Consider the following 18,471-nt stretch of genomic DNA (forward strand, 5'->3'; position numbering starts at 1 on the left):
TTAATCCGACCCGTCACACAGAGGTGTCGCTTCGGCTCGGATGCGGGCTTTCACCAAAAGTTGGTTCAACTGCGAAAGCTCTTCATCGGTCATGTGTCCGAGGTTTTGTTTGTGGATCTCTAACAGCGGCTGGCGAATCGTTTCCACAAGCTGGCGTCCCTTCGGCGTGATGGTGATCATCACAACTCGGCGGTCACTCTCGCTGCGATTGCGCTCGACAAGCTCGGCTTCGGCCAGGCGATCGACCAGGCGAGTTATGTCGGGGACGCGGGTTACCATCTGTTGAACGATTTCCAAGCACGGCAAGCCTTCGCCGTGATGCGAGTCCAGGATCTTCAGAATGTTGTACTGTGCACTCGATAGTCCGTGACGTTTCATCAAACGGCCCGGAGCGGCCGCGATCATATTGTGCGTGCGAAGCAGGTTAAGAAAGGTTTCCAGTTCGAGCGACTCGAATGGCTGTTCCTTTTTCAACTGCTGTTGAAGAATTGATTCAGGCAAAACGTACGGCCTTGCAGCGGGAGAGAATGAAGTGGGGGACGTCCCTATTATTATCACAAAGTTGGCCGCTGTGGGCCTGAATGGAAAAAAGCCGCCGGCCTAGGCCAGCGGCTCTTCTCGAATTGCCTGATGAACCGATGAAGCTTAGTTTTCTTTCTTCAGTTCGGTTTCGATCGCTTGAATCACCTTCTTGTCGTCCGGTTCGACGCGGGTACGGAAGCGAGCGACCACTTCACCATCCTTGCCGATCAGGAACTTCTCGAAGTTCCACTTCACGTCGCCAGGGTCCGAGTCATAGCTCTTCAACTTGGTGTACAGCGGTGACGTACCGTCGCCGTTGACTTCGATCTTCTCGAACATCGGGAAGGTCACGTCGTATTTCTCGGTGCAGAACTCGCGGATCTCTGAAGCCGTACCTGGTTCCTGCTTGCCAAACTGATTGCAAGGGAAGCCGAGGACCGCGAAGCCCTGTTCGCCGTACTGTTCGTAAAGTGCTTGAAGTGGTTCGTACTGTGGGGTTTTGCCGCACTTGCTGGCGACGTTCACGATCAATAGAACCTTGCCCTTGTACTCGGACAGATCGACCTTCTTGCCTTCAAGCGTTTTGACTTCGCCTTTCAGGACATCTTCGGCAGCAGAGGCCGATACGGAAAATACGGCCAGCAAGGCCAACGAAGCAAAGACGGATAGAACCGACTTCATAGGGAACTCCTCAACGTTTGCGGGGGGAAATGTTTTGCTAGGTAGGACCGTGGACACCAAATAGTTGTCTCAACAGCCAATTGTTAAGTGTACCGGCAAGAAGAGATGGGTTGCAACAAAATGTTTGCCGGAGGCACCCTTCTTTTTAGGGTAAGAATCGCACAGGGAAAGAAAAACGCGTGGCCACACTTTGCTCCCGCCGGGGTGGGTGTCGCCACGCGTTGAAGGGTATCTCGAGGAGGATTACCCGAGGCTTAGAATTCGCCTGGGTTATCGTCGCTACCGTCGTTGGAGTCCGCTTTGTAGTGGTCGCGTTCGCGTCGGGTCGCTTCCAGGTCGAACATCAAGTACTTCATGTCCAGACGCAGTTGGCTCAGTGCTTCTTGAACCAGCGTGTAAATGCGACGGCGACGTCGGCTGTTTTCGATCACCTTGTTAACGGCCGGCTCCAACTCTTGTCGGTGCTCTTCGGGCAACTTGGCAATCATGATCGCCAGCTCGACCAAGTCCTTTGGCAGTTCTTCTTGGGCGGCAGCTTGATCGTCGACTCGTTGGTTGGCTTGGCTCATGTTGATTCTCCGCAATTGGGTTGTTCGCTTCTGACACGATTATTTGCAGCCCCCGTGCCACGAACGTGCATGCATTCATGCTAAGCGACCTAAGTTGCCGTTGGCAAACAGTTTACGAATATCCGTAAAAAGTAGATGCATTCCGACATGTGGTTTTTTCACCACACGATTGATCTGGAATTGGTTTCTAAATCTAGGTACAAGCACGACTTACGACTAACGAAACATGCCGTTGCAGTAAGGAAACACTCGGCGTGAAAGCGCCCCGCCGACAAACCAGGTTTCTCCTTCGCTTGCTGGTCGTGTTGCTACTTTGCATCACGGGCCTTCCTTGCTGCGCGCTGGCGGCGGTAATCGAAGACTTCGAATCGGCGACAACAAGCTGGACACCGTTAGAGGGCGACGCCCCGGCAAGTCGGCTCGATCATAAACGGATTGCCGGCAACTCGCACTTAGGGGCCAGCAGCGAATTGATTGCCCTGCGGTTCTCGCAGGGGTCGTACGCTTACTATGGTCATGCGATCAATCCGGCGCGTGTCGTCCCCGATCTTTCGTTCTCGGTCTGGATCAAATCGAATCGACCAGGAATCCAGTTCGCCGTCCAGGTTGTTTTTCCCCGTAGTCGCGATCCCCGCACCGGACAACCGATCACGACGCGCATTCTCGGTGACCGTTCGGGCGAGCCGGACCAGTGGAATCAGATTGGTATTCGCAACATCGACCAGCAAGTCAGTGACCAGGTCACGGCGTTGCGTAGCGAACACGGTGCCCAGTTCGATCCGCGTGAAGCATATGTCGATATGGTCTTGCTGAACGTCTACACAGGACCAGGACTCATGCGCGTGCAGATCGATGACCTGGAAGGGGAAGGTCTGCTGAACGTTCAGAACGTCAATACGGTAACCCAAAGGGTGACCAACCCCAGCGGACTTCGCGGCATGGGAAGCTTGCCTGGTACCACCGGCGCGAATGTGCAACTCGCGCCGCCCCGCAGCGAATCGGCCTCCAATGGTCAGGTCATCGAGTTAAACGATCATGCCGCAGTCCCTCGGATTATCGACTACAACGGCGAGCCGTTGTCGCTTTTGCGAGGCCTTGGCTTCAACGCGATCCGAACGAGCCGCGCCCCTTCGCCACAACTACAGCGAGAACTGTTGCGTTACAACATGTGGAGCGTCAGTTCGCCGCCCGAGACACGAAGCCCGACCGATCAGTCTGCGGTTCTAGCTTGGGAACTGCCGATCACCTCAGGCGAAGATGCCTTCTCCGACTTTGCAATTCGAGCTGCCGACTTGCGACTTCTTGATGGTCAGAAGCCACGTCCTGTGGTAGCTATCGCACCCAATCGCGTGCACGACTACAGCCAGCACAGCGAGATCATCGCGACCCGCCGTCCTCCGTTGGGAACATCGCAGTCGCTGGCAGACTACGCCAAGTGGACTCAGTCCTGGGGGCTGTTCGCCTCGCCTAGCGCGACTCGGTGGGCGGTGATCCCAACGCAGTTCAGTCCCGCCACGCAGCGGCAAGTCTCGTACCTTGCCCAGGAGTCGCGTGTGCCGATGGGCTTCCAGCCGTATCAGTTGGAAAAAGCCGTGTTTCTCGCGATTGCCAACGGCGTGCGAGGAGTCGTGTTTGAAAGCAACTCGCCGCTTAATGAAGATCATCCGGTCGACTTCGCCCGGAGAACTGCGCTCGACATCATCAACCGTCGCATCGAATTGATTTACCCATGGATCGCCCAAGGTAGTCCGCGCAGCGGAGCGATATGCAGTGATCCGAACGTGCATGTTTCGATGTTGGCCACTGATACGGCCATTTTGTTGATCGCCGTGCGAACTGGACCGGAAGATCAGTTTGTGGTCGATCCCCTGCCCGATCGCGCCGTAAACGTCCGTGTGCGAGGCGTGCCCATGGCATCCGAAGCGTACCGCATTGGCGATAGCGGCATCCACACGGTGAACCATAGCCGAGGATTGGGCGACATGCAGATTCAGCTGGACGCCAGCGAACATGTCTCGCTTATCTTCTTAACACAAGACCCACGTGTTATTCGTGAGATGCGCCGTCGCAGCGATGAGCATCGTACCGAGATTGTTCGATTGCGAATGGAAGCGGTGAACCACGAGTTCGAATTGGCACGAAGTGTTCAAGCAACGCTCGAGTCTCCTTCCGAGTCGCCAGCGATCCGCCGAAACATTGACTCGGCATGGGCCGATATCCGCCAGGCCCGCACACTATATGAAGAGTACAACTTGCAAACCGCCTATCGCTATGTAACGCAGGCCGAACGAAAAGTAGCGGCCGTTCAGCGTCAGCAGTGGGCCCAGTGGGCATCGCAGTATAAGTTTCCGCTTACCAATCCCACGTTGATCTCGCACGATCTGGTGCCGTTTGCTTCGCGGTTGCAAGGCAACCTGAATTATCTTCGCCCGGGACCGAACACACTGCCTGCCGGCGATATGGAAGATCTGACCTTTCTGCTCTCCAGCGGATGGATTCAAGTTCGCTCGCCTCAGCCTGGGTTCGAGTCGGCGGTTGAACTGTCGCCCGGGCAAGCTCACGGCGGAAACTATTCGCTTTCCCTTCGCGTCTCTCCGGATCAACAAGGGCTCTATGCTCGACCAGAGCAAGCACCGATCGCGGTTCGCAGCGCGACGCTGCAAGTTCCGCCTGACCGACTGGTGCTCATTCGCGGATGGATCCGCATTCCGCAGCCGTTGTCATCCGAGACCGGTGGTGTGCTTATCCACGATACGCTCGGCGGTCGAGAACTGGGTATCCATATGACCGAAGCGTCCGAGTGGACGGAATTCAGCTTGATGCGGGCCACCGGCGATTCTGAGACATTCAATCTGACGGTGGAGTTGGCGGATATCGGCCAAGTCTTCTTAGATGACATTACCGTCTCGATCTACGAGGCGACGCGCGGACCGGAGATCGCCCCAGGCTTCGATGCCGCAGCGGGTGATCGCTTCGAAACCTACCAACCGTAGGACAACCATTTCGCGAAAATCGTCTCTCTGGTTGCGATCGCTGTTGTCGATTCGCTACGATCAAGGTGTTCTGTTCTTCCCACCGCCTTGAGTGAATCTGTGACCGTGCTGGCCTACTTTGGTGACTTGCCAATCCCTTCGCCCCTGCTGGGCGGATTGATTCTTGGACTGATCATTGTGGGGATCGTGGTTTATCTCTATATCCTGCCGAAGAAAAATGAACCGCCTGAGGTTAACCCGGTGGAAATCGGCATCGATCCGATGGTGGCCTCGGGGCCCAATTCGTTGATGGGGCCGGAAGTGCGGGTCTACAACGTGCCGGTCAGGATTGTGGCAATCGTCGTGGCCGCGGCCGGGCGAGGTCACGATCAGCTAAGCGAAGAGACCTTGCGGACGTTGATGGAGAACTTTCTTCCCCAGATGATGGCCGTGATCCGAGCGCATCGCCCCGATGTGTATCGCTGGCCCGGACAAATGAGCACACGAGGATTCGGCCAACGCTTTTTTGCTCAAGCCAACTTGCCAGGAGAACATGGCGAAGGGAGCCCTTGGACAGCCGTGGCTGGACGGTTCGATCACCAAGGCAGTGGATATCTCATTGGCTTGGTGTGTTGTGCCGATGAAGACAATCCCTTGGGGCAAATATTGGTGGAACAGAAGCAGCAGTGGACCGACATTGTACGGATCTCGTAACGGCGTTGCGGTCGTTGCTTCCTTTGCCTGCTCCTTTCCGTCTGTCATATTAACGGATGGAATGGTGAAGGTTTCGTTCTTCCCGTCCCAGCTAGGATCAGCTTCGTAGTAAGGATCGCAAGAGGTGCACCATGAAACGTTCCCCGAAGCAACTCGCAGAAGACGTTCAAGCCATTTGGCAGGCAGGGGTGGATGCGGTCAAGAGCGATGATCTTGTTTACGACGCCGTCGAAGTCGTCGAGGATACGCTCTTCGTCGGGGAATCGGAGTTCAATCTTTCCGCCATCAAACGAATCTTTGTGATCGGCGCGGGCAAAGCCGGTGCTGGAATGGCGATCGGTCTGCAGAAAGCACTCGGGGACAAAGTGCTCCGGGAAAAGCATGTCCAAGGCATCGTCAGCGTACCGGCCGATTGCGTGCAGGAACTTTCCTGTATTCAGCTGAAAGCAGGTAGGCCGGCAGGGCAGAATTCGCCCACGGTCGAAGGCGTCGAAATCTCGCGGCAGATCTTGCGTATGTGCGAGTCGATGACGGTGCACGATCTTTGTATCTGCTTGATCTCAGGGGGCGGTTCGGCCCTGCTTCCTTCACCTATCGATGGTATCAGTCTGAGTGAGAAGCAGGAGATCACCAAGTTTCTCAGCGGCAATGGCGCCAACATCGAGCAGCTGAATACTGTTCGTAAGCAGCTAAGTCGGATCAAAGGACATGGTTTGGCCATGAGTTGCAAGGCCGGCAACTTGGTCAGTTTGATCATCTCGGACGTGCTCGGGGATCCTCTCGATGTCATTGCATCGGGACCGACCGTTCCCAACTCGACCACGGCAGCTGACGCGCTGGACGTCCTGAAGAAGTTTGGCGTTCCGCATATCGAGAAGTTTGCCAATATCGTTCGTGTCCTCGAAGAGAAAGCCAAGCGTCATCCTAGGAATGACTCGCGCACCTCGTGCAGCGTTTCTAACTGGATCATCGGTAACAACGCCGTGGCTGTGGATGCCGCCGGCATCGAAGCCGAGAAGCGGGGATACTCACACGTGATGCACTGCGCAACCGACATGGAAGGGGAAGCCGAGCAGGTTGGGCAGCACTTGATGCGCATGGCGATCAAGATGCAAAACGAAGCAGGCCCCGATTGCTTGATTACCGGGGGCGAGCCTGTTGTGAAGCTCGTTGACCCTTCCCAGCGAGGTCAGGGTGGGCGAAATCAACAGCTGGTGTTGGCCGCGATTGTGGAAGCCATCGAGCAGCAAGGGGATGACGCGCTGAATGGTATCGCAATACTCAGCGGTGGGACCGATGGTGAAGATGGTCCAACCGATGCCGCGGGGGCCTGGATGGATGCGGAAGCAATTTCGGCTATGAACTTAAGCGGCCTGAAGCCAGAAGAATGTCTTGCGAAGAACGACGCGTATCATTTCTTCGCGCCTCTTAACCGATTGGTGATGACGGGTCCAACCCACACCAACGTGTGCGATGTGCGCGTCGTCGTTGTCGATCGAGTGCAGCCTCAGCCTGAGAAGTAATCGCTGGGTAAACGATCCGATCGCGCAAGCAAAAAGCGGCCTTCGCATGGGAAGACCGCTTCGTCGCTTGTCGTCTAACGTCAGTGGGACTAGCCTTCGCTGACGGTGACCTTTTCCATCTTGTCGCCTTGTTCGATCGAATCGACGACATCCTGACCTTCAAGCACTTTGCCAAAAACGGCATGCTTGCCGTCGAGCCATGGGGTTTCGACGTGCGTAATGAAGAATTGCGAACCGTTGGTGTTCGGACCAGCGTTGGCCATCGACAGGATACCAGGACCGTCGTGCTTCAGGTCGGGATGAAATTCATCCTCGAACTTGTAACCAGGACCGCCGGTGCCGGTGCCTTGAGGGCAGCCCGTTTGGACCATGAAGTCCGGGATGACGCGGTGAAACTTCAAGCCATCGTAGAAGCCGTCGCTGGCCAGCTTCTCGAAGTTACCGACCGTCTTGGGGACCTTGTCGTCGAACAGTTCCAGCTTGATGGTGCCCTTATTGGTTTCGATGGTGGCAACTTTCATCGGGGTTCCCTTTTTCGCTTTCGGGGTGAGTTGTGATGATTGTTGTTCATTATAGAAACATCATGCCGAACCGATAACCAGGGCCAGTTCGCGGGAGATTATGGGGTTTTGGCCTGGTGAACGTTCAAGAAACAAAAAACGCCGGATCATGCGATCCGGCGTTTTGGAATCTCGTTATCGGTCTGGGAAGACTAGTCCCACCACCATTGTCCGGCGGCCAGGTTCTGGAGCGAGATACCCTTCTGGGTTTCTGCCAATTCGCCTTCTTCGTCCTTCTGAACGTTGTCTGGGGTGAGGGCTCGCTTGGCGTTGATTTCAACACCACCGCCGATCGGAGTCAGCAGGCGATTACCCTTCCAGATGGCGTTCACAGCCGTTTCGACGGTCTCGGGAGCGGACATCGTTTCGACCGGATAGGCATCTTCGTCGGCGAACACGCCCAGGTCGAAGCCACTCTGGTTGTAGTAGTCTTGTTCTTGAATGTAGGCCGCGGCAATCAGCATGTCGATCAGGTCACGAAGCTGACCATAAACAGCTTCTCGTTCAGCCAGTTCGCCATACTTCTTGGTGAAGGTGGTGGTGAACATGAAACTGGCACGATCGACGGCGTTGGTCTGTTGACGACCGCCTTGCATGGTGACCATTTCACTGGCACCGATCAGCTTCACGCCTTCACCCTGTAGTTCCATGGCCAGGCCATCTTCCGAAACCTTGACGCAGTCGTAGTTCGGGACGAAGTACCAACGCTGCATTGCGTTGGAAGCGATGGAGCCAGGACGCGCTTTTTCGACATAGCTAGGAATATTGACTGGTGGTTGTTCCAGACCGATACCGATCAGCTTCATGCGGTAGTCGGCTTCGACCATCACGCGAGCGAAGTGGGTGTTCGGCGAGATGCCGCGAACCGAAACGATCTGATTGCCCAGAGCGTTCTTCATCGCGGTGACAATGCTGCGAGTATCGCCGGGGCGAACACTGGTTTGTGGAATCGAGGCAATCACCTGGCTCAGGTTTTTGAGGCCTTCCTGAGTCGGATCGATCGAGACACCCACGTTGTTCGGGCCGTCGCTGAAAGGACCAAACGCACGCAGAGCAACAATCAGGTCATCCAGTTGCAGAGTTGCCTTGCCGCTGTAGGTGCCAACGTTGACTCCGTTGAGATCCTGAACATAGCCTTCCGCGGTACCGGCGATGACAATGTCTTTCGTCTCGGGGTAATAGAAGACGTACTTGATTTCATTCAGTCCGGCCAGGTTCTTCATGTCGTCTGGAATACCGCCACCTTTGGCGGCGGCTTCCGCGACCGCCTTTTCGAGGCGATTGAGCGAAACCTTGCGGAGCTTGCTGGGGCGATTCAGCTCAGGCGGAAGCACCGATGCCGCCTGGCGAACCCGTTGCTTCATCAGCATCCCGGTCGGATCGCTGGCCCGACGCATCTTCAGCACACCCTGAGCATCGACATAGATACCAGCCGCGATGGGGTTGGCATCATCATCGTTTTGTGCGTAGGCAGTGCCACTGCTTAACAACAAAAGGGCGACCGAGAGCAACGACAAAAGCTTCGTTAGTCGCAAGTCCATAGCAGATCCCTGGATACAGTTGAGCTCGAGAAGGTGAAGGAATGGTGGACGTAGAGTCCTGGGATACCCTTGGTAATTATCGCATACCGAAGGCGTACTGTCCCTGAATCCCTTGAACAATAAGGCAAGGGTTACCAGTGATCTTAATTTGAGGGGATAGGAAAGGCAAGCAATTCGCGAAAAGAGGGTCGATTCGTTGGCTGTGTGGCCGATCGCTTCCCGAATAACCGGAACAATCGGTCTAAGTATTGGCCTTATAACTAGTTACAAATCGCTATGCCGAATTGCGGACCCCTCCAGAAGCAGGGCGTCTCAGGAGAAGCTCGAAGTTGCCTTCCCCGAGAAGTTCATCGACACGCGTCCGCATTTCCGGCGAAAGGTCGACCCCCTTTTGGCTTTTCAGGGCAACCTGACGACCGTCCTCGAGCACCAGCAGAAGCTTCAGTTCGCAGTTGCCGGGGTAACCACGCACGATTTCAACAAGCGTTTGGAGTTTCTCTTCACCATGGACTTGCTGGTCGATTCGAACCATCACGCCGCGTGCATACCGCGTTTCTACTTCTTCGATGGGGATCAATTCGTTGACGATCAAGTTAGCTTCGTCGTCGCCACCTCGTCGATCGAGTCGCCCGGAGATGATGTAAACGCCGTCTGGCCTGAGGGACTCTCCGACCTTGGCATAGTCTTCCGGCCATAGGATACAGCGGATGCCGCCATCGACATCTTCCAGGTCGAAGTTGGCGTACTTGGTATGCGTGCTTCCAGCACGGGCCTTCCGCGTGTGGGCGAGCTTGATCGAAGCGACCATGCCGCCCATGGTGACTTCGGTCTTGTCTTTAACGCCGGCCAGATTCGCGGTACTGTGGCTGCAGCACATCTCGAACTTGCGTTTGTACTCGGCTAGGGGATGGCTCGACCAATAGAACCCAAGGCACTCTTTCTCGTAGCCGAGTGTTTCTTTGTCCGGCCAAGGTTGTACGTCGGGAAGCACCACCGCTTTCGCGTCTTCTGCAGGATCTTCGACGGCGGCGAAGAGGTTCTTCTGGCCTGCCTTCTTGTCGGCGATTGCCGAGGCACCCGACTGGATGGCCTTGTCCAATGCCGTAACATACTGAGCCCGATGCCCGCCGAGGCGATCGAACGCGCCAGCCTTGATCAAGGTTTCGATGGCACCTTTGCTGCACTGCGAGGGATCGACCCGTTCGCAGAAATCGAAGATGTCGGTGAAAGGCCCGTCCTTTTCGCGAGCCGCGACGATCGCTTCGGCCGCGCCACCACCGCAACCTTTGATCGCGCTCAAAGCGAAAACGATCTTGCCATCCTTCACCGTGAACTCTTCGTCCGAGTTGTTGACGTCTGGCGGAGCAACTTCGATGTTCATCCGCTCGGCGTCTTCCATGTGCTCGACCAGGGCATCCTTCGTCTTGAAGTTACGACCACTGATGTCACCGGAAAGAAGCGCGGCCATGAACTCGATCGGGTAGTGCGATTTGAGATAGGCCGTTTGATAGGCAACCAGCGCGTAGGCGGTCGAGTGGCTCTTATTGAAGCCGTACCCGGCGAACTTGACGATCATGTCCCAGAAGTCCTGGGCTTCTTGCTTGGTGAGGCCTTTCTCTTGAGCACCTTCCAGGAACTGTTCGCGGTTGGCCTGGATGATCGATTCTTTCTTTTTACTGATCGCCTTAATACATGTGTACGCTTTGGCCAGCGGAATACCGCCCAGGCGGTTCAGGATCCGCATCACCTGTTCCTGGTAGACCATCACACCGTTGGTCTCTTCCAGCACGTCTTTCAGCACTTGGTGCTTGTAGGCCGCTTCCTTCCGACCGTGCTTCACCTCGATATAGTCATCGACCATCCCGCCTTCGAGTGGACCAGGACGGTAGAGTGCATTCGTCGCGATAATATCGAGGAAGCTGTCCGGCTTCATTCGCTTTAATAGATCGCGAATACCACCACTTTCCAGCTGGAACACACCCTTCGTTTCGCCGCGCCGCAAAAGGTCGAAGGTGTCCTTGTCGTCGAGCGGAAGCCGCAGGATATCGAGGTCTTCGCCACGAACCTTCTTGATCAGATCGATCGCGTTTCGCAGGATCGTCAAGTTGCGCAGACCAAGGAAGTCCATCTTCAGAAGACCGGCCGCTTCAACGTCATTCATCGACCACTGGGTGATGATGTCGTCCTTGCCGGAAACGCGGCAAAGGGGAACGTATTCCTCCAACGGCTCGTCGGCGATCACCACGGCGGCCGCGTGCGTACCGACGTTTCGTGCCAGCCCTTCGATCTTCATCGCCAGATCGAGCAGCTCTTTGATGTCGGGGTTTGCGTTGTAGGCGGACTGCATGTCCGCGCTTTGGGCGAGCGCATCCTTGAGCTTGATACCTAATTGATCAGGTACCATGCCGGTCACTTCATTGACCATATCCAGTGGCAGACCCATCGCACGGCCAACGTCCTTGATTGCTGCCCGGGCGGCAAGCGTACCGAACGTGCCAATCTGGGCAACATTCGCCTCGCCGTACTTGTCCTTCACATACTTGATGACCATTCCCCGACGTTCTTTATCGAAGTCGATATCGATATCAGGGGCTTCCAAACGGTTTTCATCCAGGAATCGTTCGAACAGCAAGTCGTACTTGATCGGACAGACGTGGCTCATGTACAGGGCATAGCACACAATCGCGCCCACACCGCTACCACGAGCCGTGGCCGGAATGTTTTGCTTGCGGGCCTCGACAACAAAGTCCCACACGATCAAGAAGTAGTTCGGAAAGCCGAGCCGGCTGATCACGCCCAGTTCGCGGTCTAGGCGAGTCATCACGACTTCGCTCAATTCTCCGCCGGGCGCCATTTCCTCGTTGCCTTCGTACCGTTCTTTGAGACCCTGAATGCAGAGCTCGCGGAGGTAATCGTCGGCCGTCTTGCCATCGGGAATCTTGAACGATGGGAAGTGACGCTTGCCCAGTTCCAGGTCGATATCGACGGTGTCGGCGATTTCCTGGCTACGCGAACAGGCATCTTCCAGCCCAGGGAAGCTGGCGTACATGTCGTCCGGACTACGAAGATAGAACTGATCGTTCTCCATCTTCATCCGCGAGGCATCCGTGCGGAACTTGCCGGTGTTCACGCAGAGCAAGATGTCCTGGGCTTCTGCATCACTTTGATCGACATAGTGCGTGTCGCTGGTCGCGACGAGGGGAAGGCCGATCTTCTTGGCGATGTCGACCGCGCCATCGAGCTGCATCTTCTGAATGTCGAGACCATTGTTCATGATCTCAATGAAGTAGCGATCGCCGAACAGATTATGGAACCAGCCAGCCGTCTCCTCGGCTTCCTTGACGACCTCGGCCGTATTGGTCCCGTTCATGACAATCTTCGAGAACTCGCTGCTCACGCAACCACTCAGGCAGATGATCCCTTCGTGGAATTTCTCTAACAGTTCTTTATCGATACGCGGTTTGAAGTAGAAGCCTTCCAGGTAGGCGGCCGATGCCAGCTTCACCAGGTTCTTGAAGCCCGTCTTGTTTTTGGCCAGCAGCGTCAGGTGATAGTTCGAGCCGCGCATACCGCCCGATTTTTCCAGACGGCTGCCTGGGGCGATGTAGGCCTCGTAGCCAATGATCGGATTGATCTCGTTGGCTTTGCACGTGTTGTAGAACTGCAGCGCCCCGTGCAGGTTACCGTGATCGGTCAAAGCCAGCGCGTTCATGCCGTGTTCTTTGGCACGCGTCACGAGCTTGGGAATCGGACCCGCTCCGTCCAAAAGACTGTAGTGCGAATGGCAATGCAAATGGACGAACGACTGGCTCATTCGGGCTCCGCTCCGTGGACTGGGCTGCGACTGTGTTAGAAGGACGCAGCGAGAAGACTCATCAACCCACTGATTCTATCAGGTTGATGAGGATTGAAAACCGAAACTGGCCCCTATTCGCGTAACTCGTAATAGGGCTGTCGTTTCGTACTATGGCCACAGCTCAAATGGATGAACTTCGAAGTTCATGTCTACTCCGGTTCACCGATACTGCGAAGCAGCATCGCCAGTCGTGATTGCAGATCCAGGAGGTTCTGCCACTCACGCATTTCGAGCACGACGTTTTCGGTCCGTTCGTTGACTTCCACGCTTACCAGCAAGTGCCGGATGCGAATGTGAACGTAGTCCATCAGCTCGGCAAGCTGTGCGGCCTGGGCAGGACTGAGGCGTTCAGGCAGCTCAGGAGGCTGCAGGGAATAGATGGCGGCCTGCAGGTCATCTTGCTGAGCGTTCCAGTTCAGCTCGAATTCAAGCGAAGACTCCCCTTCGTGATCGCTGGGGCCGTGGGTGCGGTCGTCGTCGGGAAGGTTCTCTTCCTTTTCTTCCTGCTGCTTACGCAGCGCGGCCAAACGAACGGCAATTTGTGACTCGGAACCGTAGATAATTACTGATCGCCCAACTTGGATCATATCGCCGTGGCGGAGAATTCGGAGATGGATGTCTTCTCCGTTGACGCGCGTACCATTGGTGCTTTCCAGGTCGGTCAACACGATTTTGTTGTGGTCTTCCTGAATTTTCAGGTGGAAGCGGCTAACGCGGTCATCCTTGAGCTGAAGAGTGTTCCCTTCTTCGCGACCGATGGATACTGGGGTCTCCAACCCCTCATAAACCGCCCCCCGGTCGGCGCCGTCGATGATCCGCAACGTGATGTAGGCCATAAACTTGTGGATTTCTGTTGGGGGAAGCGATGAGGTATCTGGGCAGCTGGGTGCCGTTAACATTATGCAGCACCGCAAACAATTTCGCGAGTAGTGCGCAAAACCGCAGGGATTAGGCCACTTGGTGAACCTGAGTCACCTAAGAACTGTCCGATGCGGTAGTTGCGGCCAGATGGCAAAATGGTATCATCACTCAATTGCTGAAAACGCAAGCGGGAGTAGCTCAATGGATAGAGCATCGGTCTTCGGAACCGAGGGTTGGGGGTTCGAGTCCCTCCTCCCGTGCTTTTAAAGTGTTATGCCACAACGACTTGGATGTGATTCGACCATGGCCTAAACTGTACACTTATCGCCACTCTGAAGACAAGATTGTGTACATAGTGTGTACATTGAGCTAGTAGGGCAGACGCTCGCTCACCCTGCGTTTGGACGCATCGGTAGACTTTGTGTAGATCTTCAAAGTCAGTTCCACCGTTGAGTGGCCTACAATTTCCTGCACGCTGCGTGGATCACAGCCCGCTTCGATTGCCTGGGTTACAAACGTGACTCTCAGGCTGTGAATATCCACACTGCCGCCTGGCTTGCCATCGTTGATGCCAGCAGCCTTGCAGCGTACATAGAAGCGTGTGAGCAGGTTATTCCTCCAGGGATTGCCTGCAGTATTCACAAAGACATACTCTGGGTGCTCTCGATGCTGACGCAATTGCTTGATGAAATCACATGGCAGAGGAATCTCTCTGTACCTGCGCGATTTTGTTCCCTTAGCCTGCAAAGCAATGTGATCCTTCCTCAGGTCCCTCCACTTGAGCCCCGTGAACTCTCCAGCTCTCATGCCAGTCTTCAGTGCTGTGAGCCACATAAGGCGCTCCTGCGGCCTCTCAGTAGCCTTCAGCAGCTTGCCAATTTCTTCCACGGTCAGGGCGCGTCTCTCTTTCCCTGGCGTATGCTTCAGTCGCTGGTAGTGGGGCTGTGGCAGGTCGTGCAGACGCAATTGCCTGGCCACCTTAAAAAGATTCAGCAAGTTACCAACCTGCTTGTTTATCGTTTTAGGCTGTACCTGCTTCCTGCGAGACTCAACGAAAAGAAGTATAGACCCCTCATTCAGATCCCCTATACAATGGGGGGCACATATCGTGTGAAAGAGTGTGGCACTGTGTACATATTCCTCGTATTGTTTGGCAGAAACATGCTGTTTTATATATCTCAGTGCCTCACCCTTGGTCTGGTGCCACTGGGAATTAACTTGACCAGACGTGTCAATGCTCGTAAATTGTTGTGCAGTAGTTGCGCGCAGTTCTTTCAGTTTCCTGCGCGCAACTCTCAGGTTGCTAGTGTGCAAGGATTGCTGAATCAATTTGTTGTTACAACGAAAGCGAGCCCAATAAATGTCCCCTCTTTTCGCAATGCCCGTAATGCCCTGCGAGCCAGTTTTGGATTTCGTCATGCCACCTAAACCCGAATCAGAGAACGATAGAAAGAGCGAGGCTGTCGAGCCTGTATTGCGCTTTCTAACAAACCTCAAGGCTTTTCGCGAGTGCCTGGGGATGGATCGTAAACAGATGGGTGAGTTCCTTGGTTACAACTCACCTGGCCCATACTACCGCATGGAAGATTACCTCGACCCTAAGAAGCGAGGCACGCGCCATGTACACGCTCCCAATATCCAGCGCATGTGGGATGTATGCACCAGCCTGGACCTGGACTTCTACGAGATGATCTCGTGTGAACTCGACTTCAGCGACTTCGATACGACTGCCTATTTACTGCAAATGATGAAAAAGAAAAGAGCTGTTGATCTGTACAAAGAGCGAACCAGGGACAGGGGTTACGACAAGAAGTAGTACGCATCCACAACCGCAAGTGGGATTTTTTCTAGGAAAATGCTTGTGTTCAAAACGCCTCTTTGCAATAACTATCTGCGGCAGGACTGTTCCTCAGATGTTGACAACGCAAGGAGGCCCAAATGCAGGTTTCTACAGCTCTCTCCACTCTTGATGCCACGTGCGAATCATTGCAGCTGGATGATCGCACCAAGTTCTGTATGCGAGGCCAGCTGCGTGCCTACGCCGAACACTGGGATGGCTTCAATCACTTTGGTCGCTACAAGCTGGCCAGTATCAATGGTGTGACAGAAGGTATTGAAGTTGAACTGCGTTGCAATCTCAGTGACTCCTGGCGTACCATTAGCTACCTCGACAAACTACTGGTCGATGACTTTGGCAACCTGTGCATCATGGATCACAAGATGCTCAGCAAGTGGGACTTCTTCCCCATGTCTACCGACATGCGTGTGCTCCACATGGACCCGCAGATCCGCATGTACCAGATGGTGTGCCACCTGAATGACTTGCCTGTCACACATCACGTGCATGACATTGCAGTCAATCTCAAGCCATCGCCCAAGGTGGTTGGACCTACCTTCCTAAAGGAGATCGGCGAGCACTGCACCTATCGCGGCCACAAGATCAGTGAGGAATCACATGACCACGTGATGGGAACTGAGGGTGCCAAGGAAACCGATGAGATGCTGGAGCACACTGTCTATGCAGCCCTGATGAGCAAGCCAGCGAAGTACTTCGGCCATCCCCGTGTGAACATGAGCAATGATCGCGTGTGTGAGGCGGCACAGCGTCTGGTGCAGATCACCGAGGAGATTGACAATCGCGTAGAAGAAGACACCCACTGGAAGAACCCCAAGCACTGCAAGGCATTCGGCAAGGAATGTGAATACCTAGCCCTGTGTGAACACTCAGACGATCCCAGCAGTGCCAACTGGAAGCCACGTGGAGAATCACGTGAAGACTCGGGCAGCCATTCCAATCGCCTCAGTCATTCGCGAGTGGAGTGCTACCTGGGCTGCCCTAAGAAACACTACTGGCGTTACATCTACAACAGCACAGGGATTGTTCCTGTGGCTCCAGGCGATAGCTACTACACTGATCGTGGCACTGCCTGGCATGCGGCCATGGACACCCTTTACCGAGACAACTGTGACTCTGTTGTGGTCACAGCGAATGAGTTGCTTGTTTAACCTTACTCATAAGGAGAATTGATGAGTGATTTAATGGAGAGACTGCGCACGAAGCTGGACAAGGTGCGACCACCTTCGATCCTGCTGACTGGGCAGCCGAAAATCGGCAAGACTGAGATGGCGTCTTTTGCGCCCAAGCCTGTCTTTGCCTATGACGACAAGGAACTTGGCATCGAAACACTGTCCCAGGCTGGTACTGCGGGCAATGATTGTCAGTTCCTGCCTGCTCACACCAAGTGGCAGGATGTGCTGGATGACACCCAGGCCCTGGTCAATGAAGACCATGACCGCAAGACGTTCATCTACGACACCATTGGTGGTGCAGCTCGCCTGTGTCGCGAATGGTTCATTGAAACTCACTACGCCCAAGGACGCAGCCTGGACAAAGCGATCCAGCAGTTCAATGGGTTTGGTGGTATCAATGGCCATCGCGACATGCTGCCCTACTTCATGCAGTGGATCACCATGCTGGATCAGTTGCGTAACAAGGGCGTGATGGTGATCCTGCTCTCGCATGTGATTCCTGTGAAGGAAAAGAATCCTTCGGGCGAGGACTACATGCAGTGGGAGCCTGATATCCACGGCGTACTGCGTAGCGAACTATTCAAGTGGGCCGACTGCATGGTCATGGCCGACCACCTGCGCAGCGTGAATGATGATGACATGAAGGTGAAGGGTGATGTCATGCGGGTGCTACGCACCCAGCCTGGGCCTGGCTACTCGGTCGGTGGTCGCTTCCGTGGCCTGCCCGACATGATCGACATGGGTGCTACTGGGCAGGAAGCTTGGAGCAATTTCTGGAGTGCATTGAAGCCACTGATCGTGAAGAAGAAGGAGGTTTCTGATGGTAGCTAAGTTCTCACTACTTGAGAAGGAGGGTGATCCACCAGCGATGGCTCGGTTCTTTCTGCGTGAGACAGAACGTACAGTGCAGTTGTGTTTCTACCAGGAGGACGAAGACCCTGAGAGAGATGCGCCATGGTCTGTGCTTGAGATACTGAGATCCAATGGCAAGCTGAAGCTGAGCACTGGGTTGCCGAAAGAGTATGTGGCAACTGACAATAAAGGCAAGATCGTATTGGAGAAAGACTAATGCCAAGTAAATTCAATCCTGGCACCTATCGTGCCACTGTCAACAGTCGCGTTTTCACCAAGAACAACTTTGGTGATGACGTACTGGAAATTGTCTGCAAGCCTACAGCTCAACTGTTGGCTGGCGGTATCGAGACACCCATCGAAGGCAATAACCTTGCCTGGGTGCAAATCCCACTGTGGAAAGCAGTGCAAGAGAACGGCAAGTGGGTGACAAAGGAAGGCACATCGAGTGACTTCTTTGAGCCATCCATGAAGGCTCTGGGTGTGCCTGAGGGGCAGTATGCTTCCGCAGACACTTGCAGTGAATTCGCCAGCGAGATTGTCATCTACAACAAGCCGAACACCAACGGCGACAAGTCGTATGACAACTGGCGTCTGAGCCTGCCTCGTGGCGAGGGCAAGAAACAGGCAGAGCCACCTAAGACCGATCCCACGGTCAAGGCCAAGCTGCAAATGGCTCTCGGTGGTAAGCCTGCGGCTGCTCAGCCTGCTACGGCCAGTGCGGCTGCTGACGAGGACTGCCCGTTCTAGTTTATCTTGACGTTCTCACTAGCGACAAACGCCTGTCAGT

Annotated in this window: 16 protein-coding genes and 1 tRNA gene; 9 read left to right on the plus strand and 8 right to left on the minus strand. The window is 54.8% G+C overall.

Annotated elements, in window-relative coordinates; all coding sequences use genetic code 11:
• The 3 genes from PSR63_RS12390 to PSR63_RS12400 all read right to left on the minus strand — a co-directional run bounded on the left by PSR63_RS12390 (position 1) and on the right by PSR63_RS12400 (position 1,772).
• Positions 1-501 carry a MarR family winged helix-turn-helix transcriptional regulator gene (locus PSR63_RS12390; protein WP_274333733.1) on the minus strand — a complete coding sequence of 167 codons (501 nt, stop codon included), beginning with the start codon at positions 499-501 and terminating at the stop codon, positions 1-3.
• Positions 502-645: 144 nt separating this feature from the next.
• Complete coding sequence (locus PSR63_RS12395) at positions 646-1,203, minus strand: glutathione peroxidase (RefSeq protein WP_274333734.1); 558 nt, start codon at positions 1,201-1,203, stop codon at positions 646-648.
• A 254-nt stretch (positions 1,204-1,457) separates the two neighbouring features.
• Positions 1,458-1,772, minus strand: coding sequence for a transcriptional regulator (locus tag PSR63_RS12400; RefSeq protein ID WP_274333735.1), 315 nt, complete (start codon positions 1,770-1,772; stop codon positions 1,458-1,460).
• 254 nt (positions 1,773-2,026) lie between these two features.
• Between PSR63_RS12400 and PSR63_RS12405 the strand changes: the two genes are divergently transcribed.
• The 3 genes from PSR63_RS12405 (at position 2,027) to PSR63_RS12415 (ending at position 6,981) form a co-directional block, all read left to right on the plus strand.
• Positions 2,027-4,765, plus strand: coding sequence for a hypothetical protein (locus tag PSR63_RS12405; protein ID WP_274333737.1), 2,739 nt, complete (start codon positions 2,027-2,029; stop codon positions 4,763-4,765).
• A 99-nt stretch (positions 4,766-4,864) separates the two neighbouring features.
• Positions 4,865-5,458: a hypothetical protein gene (locus PSR63_RS12410; RefSeq protein WP_274333739.1), complete on the plus strand. Its 594-nt coding sequence runs from the start codon at positions 4,865-4,867 to the stop codon at positions 5,456-5,458.
• Positions 5,459-5,589: 131 nt separating this feature from the next.
• Positions 5,590-6,981 carry a glycerate kinase type-2 family protein gene (locus PSR63_RS12415; RefSeq protein ID WP_274333741.1) on the plus strand — a complete coding sequence of 464 codons (1,392 nt, stop codon included), beginning with the start codon at positions 5,590-5,592 and terminating at the stop codon, positions 6,979-6,981.
• A gap of 89 nt (positions 6,982-7,070) precedes the next feature.
• On the opposite strand, the gene PSR63_RS12420 is transcribed toward PSR63_RS12415, so the two are convergent.
• From PSR63_RS12420 to PSR63_RS12435, 4 genes are all read right to left on the minus strand, one after another.
• Positions 7,071-7,502 carry a peptidylprolyl isomerase gene (locus PSR63_RS12420; protein ID WP_274333743.1) on the minus strand — a complete coding sequence of 144 codons (432 nt, stop codon included), beginning with the start codon at positions 7,500-7,502 and terminating at the stop codon, positions 7,071-7,073.
• A gap of 191 nt (positions 7,503-7,693) precedes the next feature.
• Positions 7,694-9,082, minus strand: a complete 1,389-nt coding sequence (locus PSR63_RS12425; protein ID WP_274333745.1) for a DUF1598 domain-containing protein — start codon at positions 9,080-9,082, stop codon at positions 7,694-7,696.
• Positions 9,083-9,356: 274 nt separating this feature from the next.
• Positions 9,357-12,896 carry a DNA polymerase III subunit alpha gene (dnaE, locus tag PSR63_RS12430; RefSeq protein WP_274333747.1) on the minus strand — a complete coding sequence of 1,180 codons (3,540 nt, stop codon included), beginning with the start codon at positions 12,894-12,896 and terminating at the stop codon, positions 9,357-9,359.
• Positions 12,897-13,087: 191 nt separating this feature from the next.
• Positions 13,088-13,774: an FHA domain-containing protein gene (locus PSR63_RS12435; RefSeq protein WP_274333749.1), complete on the minus strand. Its 687-nt coding sequence runs from the start codon at positions 13,772-13,774 to the stop codon at positions 13,088-13,090.
• 212 nt (positions 13,775-13,986) lie between these two features.
• Between PSR63_RS12435 and PSR63_RS12440 the strand changes: the two genes are divergently transcribed.
• A tRNA-Arg gene (locus PSR63_RS12440) sits at positions 13,987-14,059 on the plus strand.
• A 109-nt stretch (positions 14,060-14,168) separates the two neighbouring features.
• Here the strand turns inward: PSR63_RS12440 and PSR63_RS12445 are convergent.
• Positions 14,169-15,218, minus strand: a complete 1,050-nt coding sequence (locus tag PSR63_RS12445; RefSeq protein WP_274333751.1) for a site-specific integrase — start codon at positions 15,216-15,218, stop codon at positions 14,169-14,171.
• Positions 15,219-15,318: 100 nt separating this feature from the next.
• Between PSR63_RS12445 and PSR63_RS12450 the strand changes: the two genes are divergently transcribed.
• The 5 genes from PSR63_RS12450 to PSR63_RS12470 all read left to right on the plus strand — a co-directional run bounded on the left by PSR63_RS12450 (position 15,319) and on the right by PSR63_RS12470 (position 18,431).
• Entirely contained in the window at positions 15,319-15,615 is a 297-nt protein-coding gene (locus PSR63_RS12450) for a hypothetical protein (protein ID WP_274333753.1), read from the plus strand.
• A gap of 122 nt (positions 15,616-15,737) precedes the next feature.
• Positions 15,738-16,805 (plus strand): PD-(D/E)XK nuclease family protein, encoded by a 1,068-nt coding sequence (locus tag PSR63_RS12455; protein WP_274333755.1) that lies wholly within the window; start codon positions 15,738-15,740, stop codon positions 16,803-16,805.
• 21 nt (positions 16,806-16,826) lie between these two features.
• Complete coding sequence (locus tag PSR63_RS12460; protein ID WP_274333757.1) at positions 16,827-17,660, plus strand: AAA family ATPase; 834 nt, start codon at positions 16,827-16,829, stop codon at positions 17,658-17,660.
• A complete protein-coding gene (locus tag PSR63_RS12465; protein ID WP_274333759.1) occupies positions 17,650-17,898 on the plus strand; it encodes a hypothetical protein in 249 nt (82 codons plus the stop codon). The genes PSR63_RS12460 and PSR63_RS12465 overlap by 11 nt, the downstream gene beginning before the upstream one ends.
• Complete coding sequence (locus PSR63_RS12470) at positions 17,898-18,431, plus strand: hypothetical protein (RefSeq protein ID WP_274333761.1); 534 nt, start codon at positions 17,898-17,900, stop codon at positions 18,429-18,431. Before PSR63_RS12465 ends, PSR63_RS12470 begins: the two co-directional genes overlap by 1 nt.
• Positions 18,432-18,471: the final 40 nt, after the last annotated feature.

The sequence above is a fragment of the Bremerella sp. P1 genome (assembly GCF_028748185.1).
GTDB lineage: Bacteria > Planctomycetota > Planctomycetia > Pirellulales > Pirellulaceae > Bremerella.

Bases quoted from the DNA above. Each gene is read 5' to 3' on its own strand.
- PSR63_RS12395 (WP_274333734.1), bottom strand. From the start codon at position 1,203: ATGAAGTCGGTTCTATCCGTCTTTGCTTCGTTGGCCTTGCTGGCCGTA.
- PSR63_RS12400 (WP_274333735.1), bottom strand. From the start codon at position 1,772: ATGAGCCAAGCCAACCAACGAGTCGACGATCAAGCTGCCGCCCAAGAA.
- PSR63_RS12415 (WP_274333741.1), top strand. From the start codon at position 5,590: ATGAAACGTTCCCCGAAGCAACTCGCAGAAGACGTTCAAGCCATTTGG.
- PSR63_RS12420 (WP_274333743.1), bottom strand. From the start codon at position 7,502: ATGAAAGTTGCCACCATCGAAACCAATAAGGGCACCATCAAGCTGGAA.
- PSR63_RS12425 (WP_274333745.1), bottom strand. From the start codon at position 9,082: ATGGACTTGCGACTAACGAAGCTTTTGTCGTTGCTCTCGGTCGCCCTT.
- dnaE (WP_274333747.1), bottom strand. From the start codon at position 12,896: ATGAGCCAGTCGTTCGTCCATTTGCATTGCCATTCGCACTACAGTCTT.
- PSR63_RS12435 (WP_274333749.1), bottom strand. From the start codon at position 13,774: ATGGCCTACATCACGTTGCGGATCATCGACGGCGCCGACCGGGGGGCG.
- PSR63_RS12445 (WP_274333751.1), bottom strand. From the start codon at position 15,218: ATGACGAAATCCAAAACTGGCTCGCAGGGCATTACGGGCATTGCGAAA.
- PSR63_RS12450 (WP_274333753.1), top strand. From the start codon at position 15,319: ATGGATCGTAAACAGATGGGTGAGTTCCTTGGTTACAACTCACCTGGC.
- PSR63_RS12455 (WP_274333755.1), top strand. From the start codon at position 15,738: ATGCAGGTTTCTACAGCTCTCTCCACTCTTGATGCCACGTGCGAATCA.
- PSR63_RS12460 (WP_274333757.1), top strand. From the start codon at position 16,827: ATGAGTGATTTAATGGAGAGACTGCGCACGAAGCTGGACAAGGTGCGA.
- PSR63_RS12465 (WP_274333759.1), top strand. From the start codon at position 17,650: ATGGTAGCTAAGTTCTCACTACTTGAGAAGGAGGGTGATCCACCAGCG.
- PSR63_RS12470 (WP_274333761.1), top strand. From the start codon at position 17,898: ATGCCAAGTAAATTCAATCCTGGCACCTATCGTGCCACTGTCAACAGT.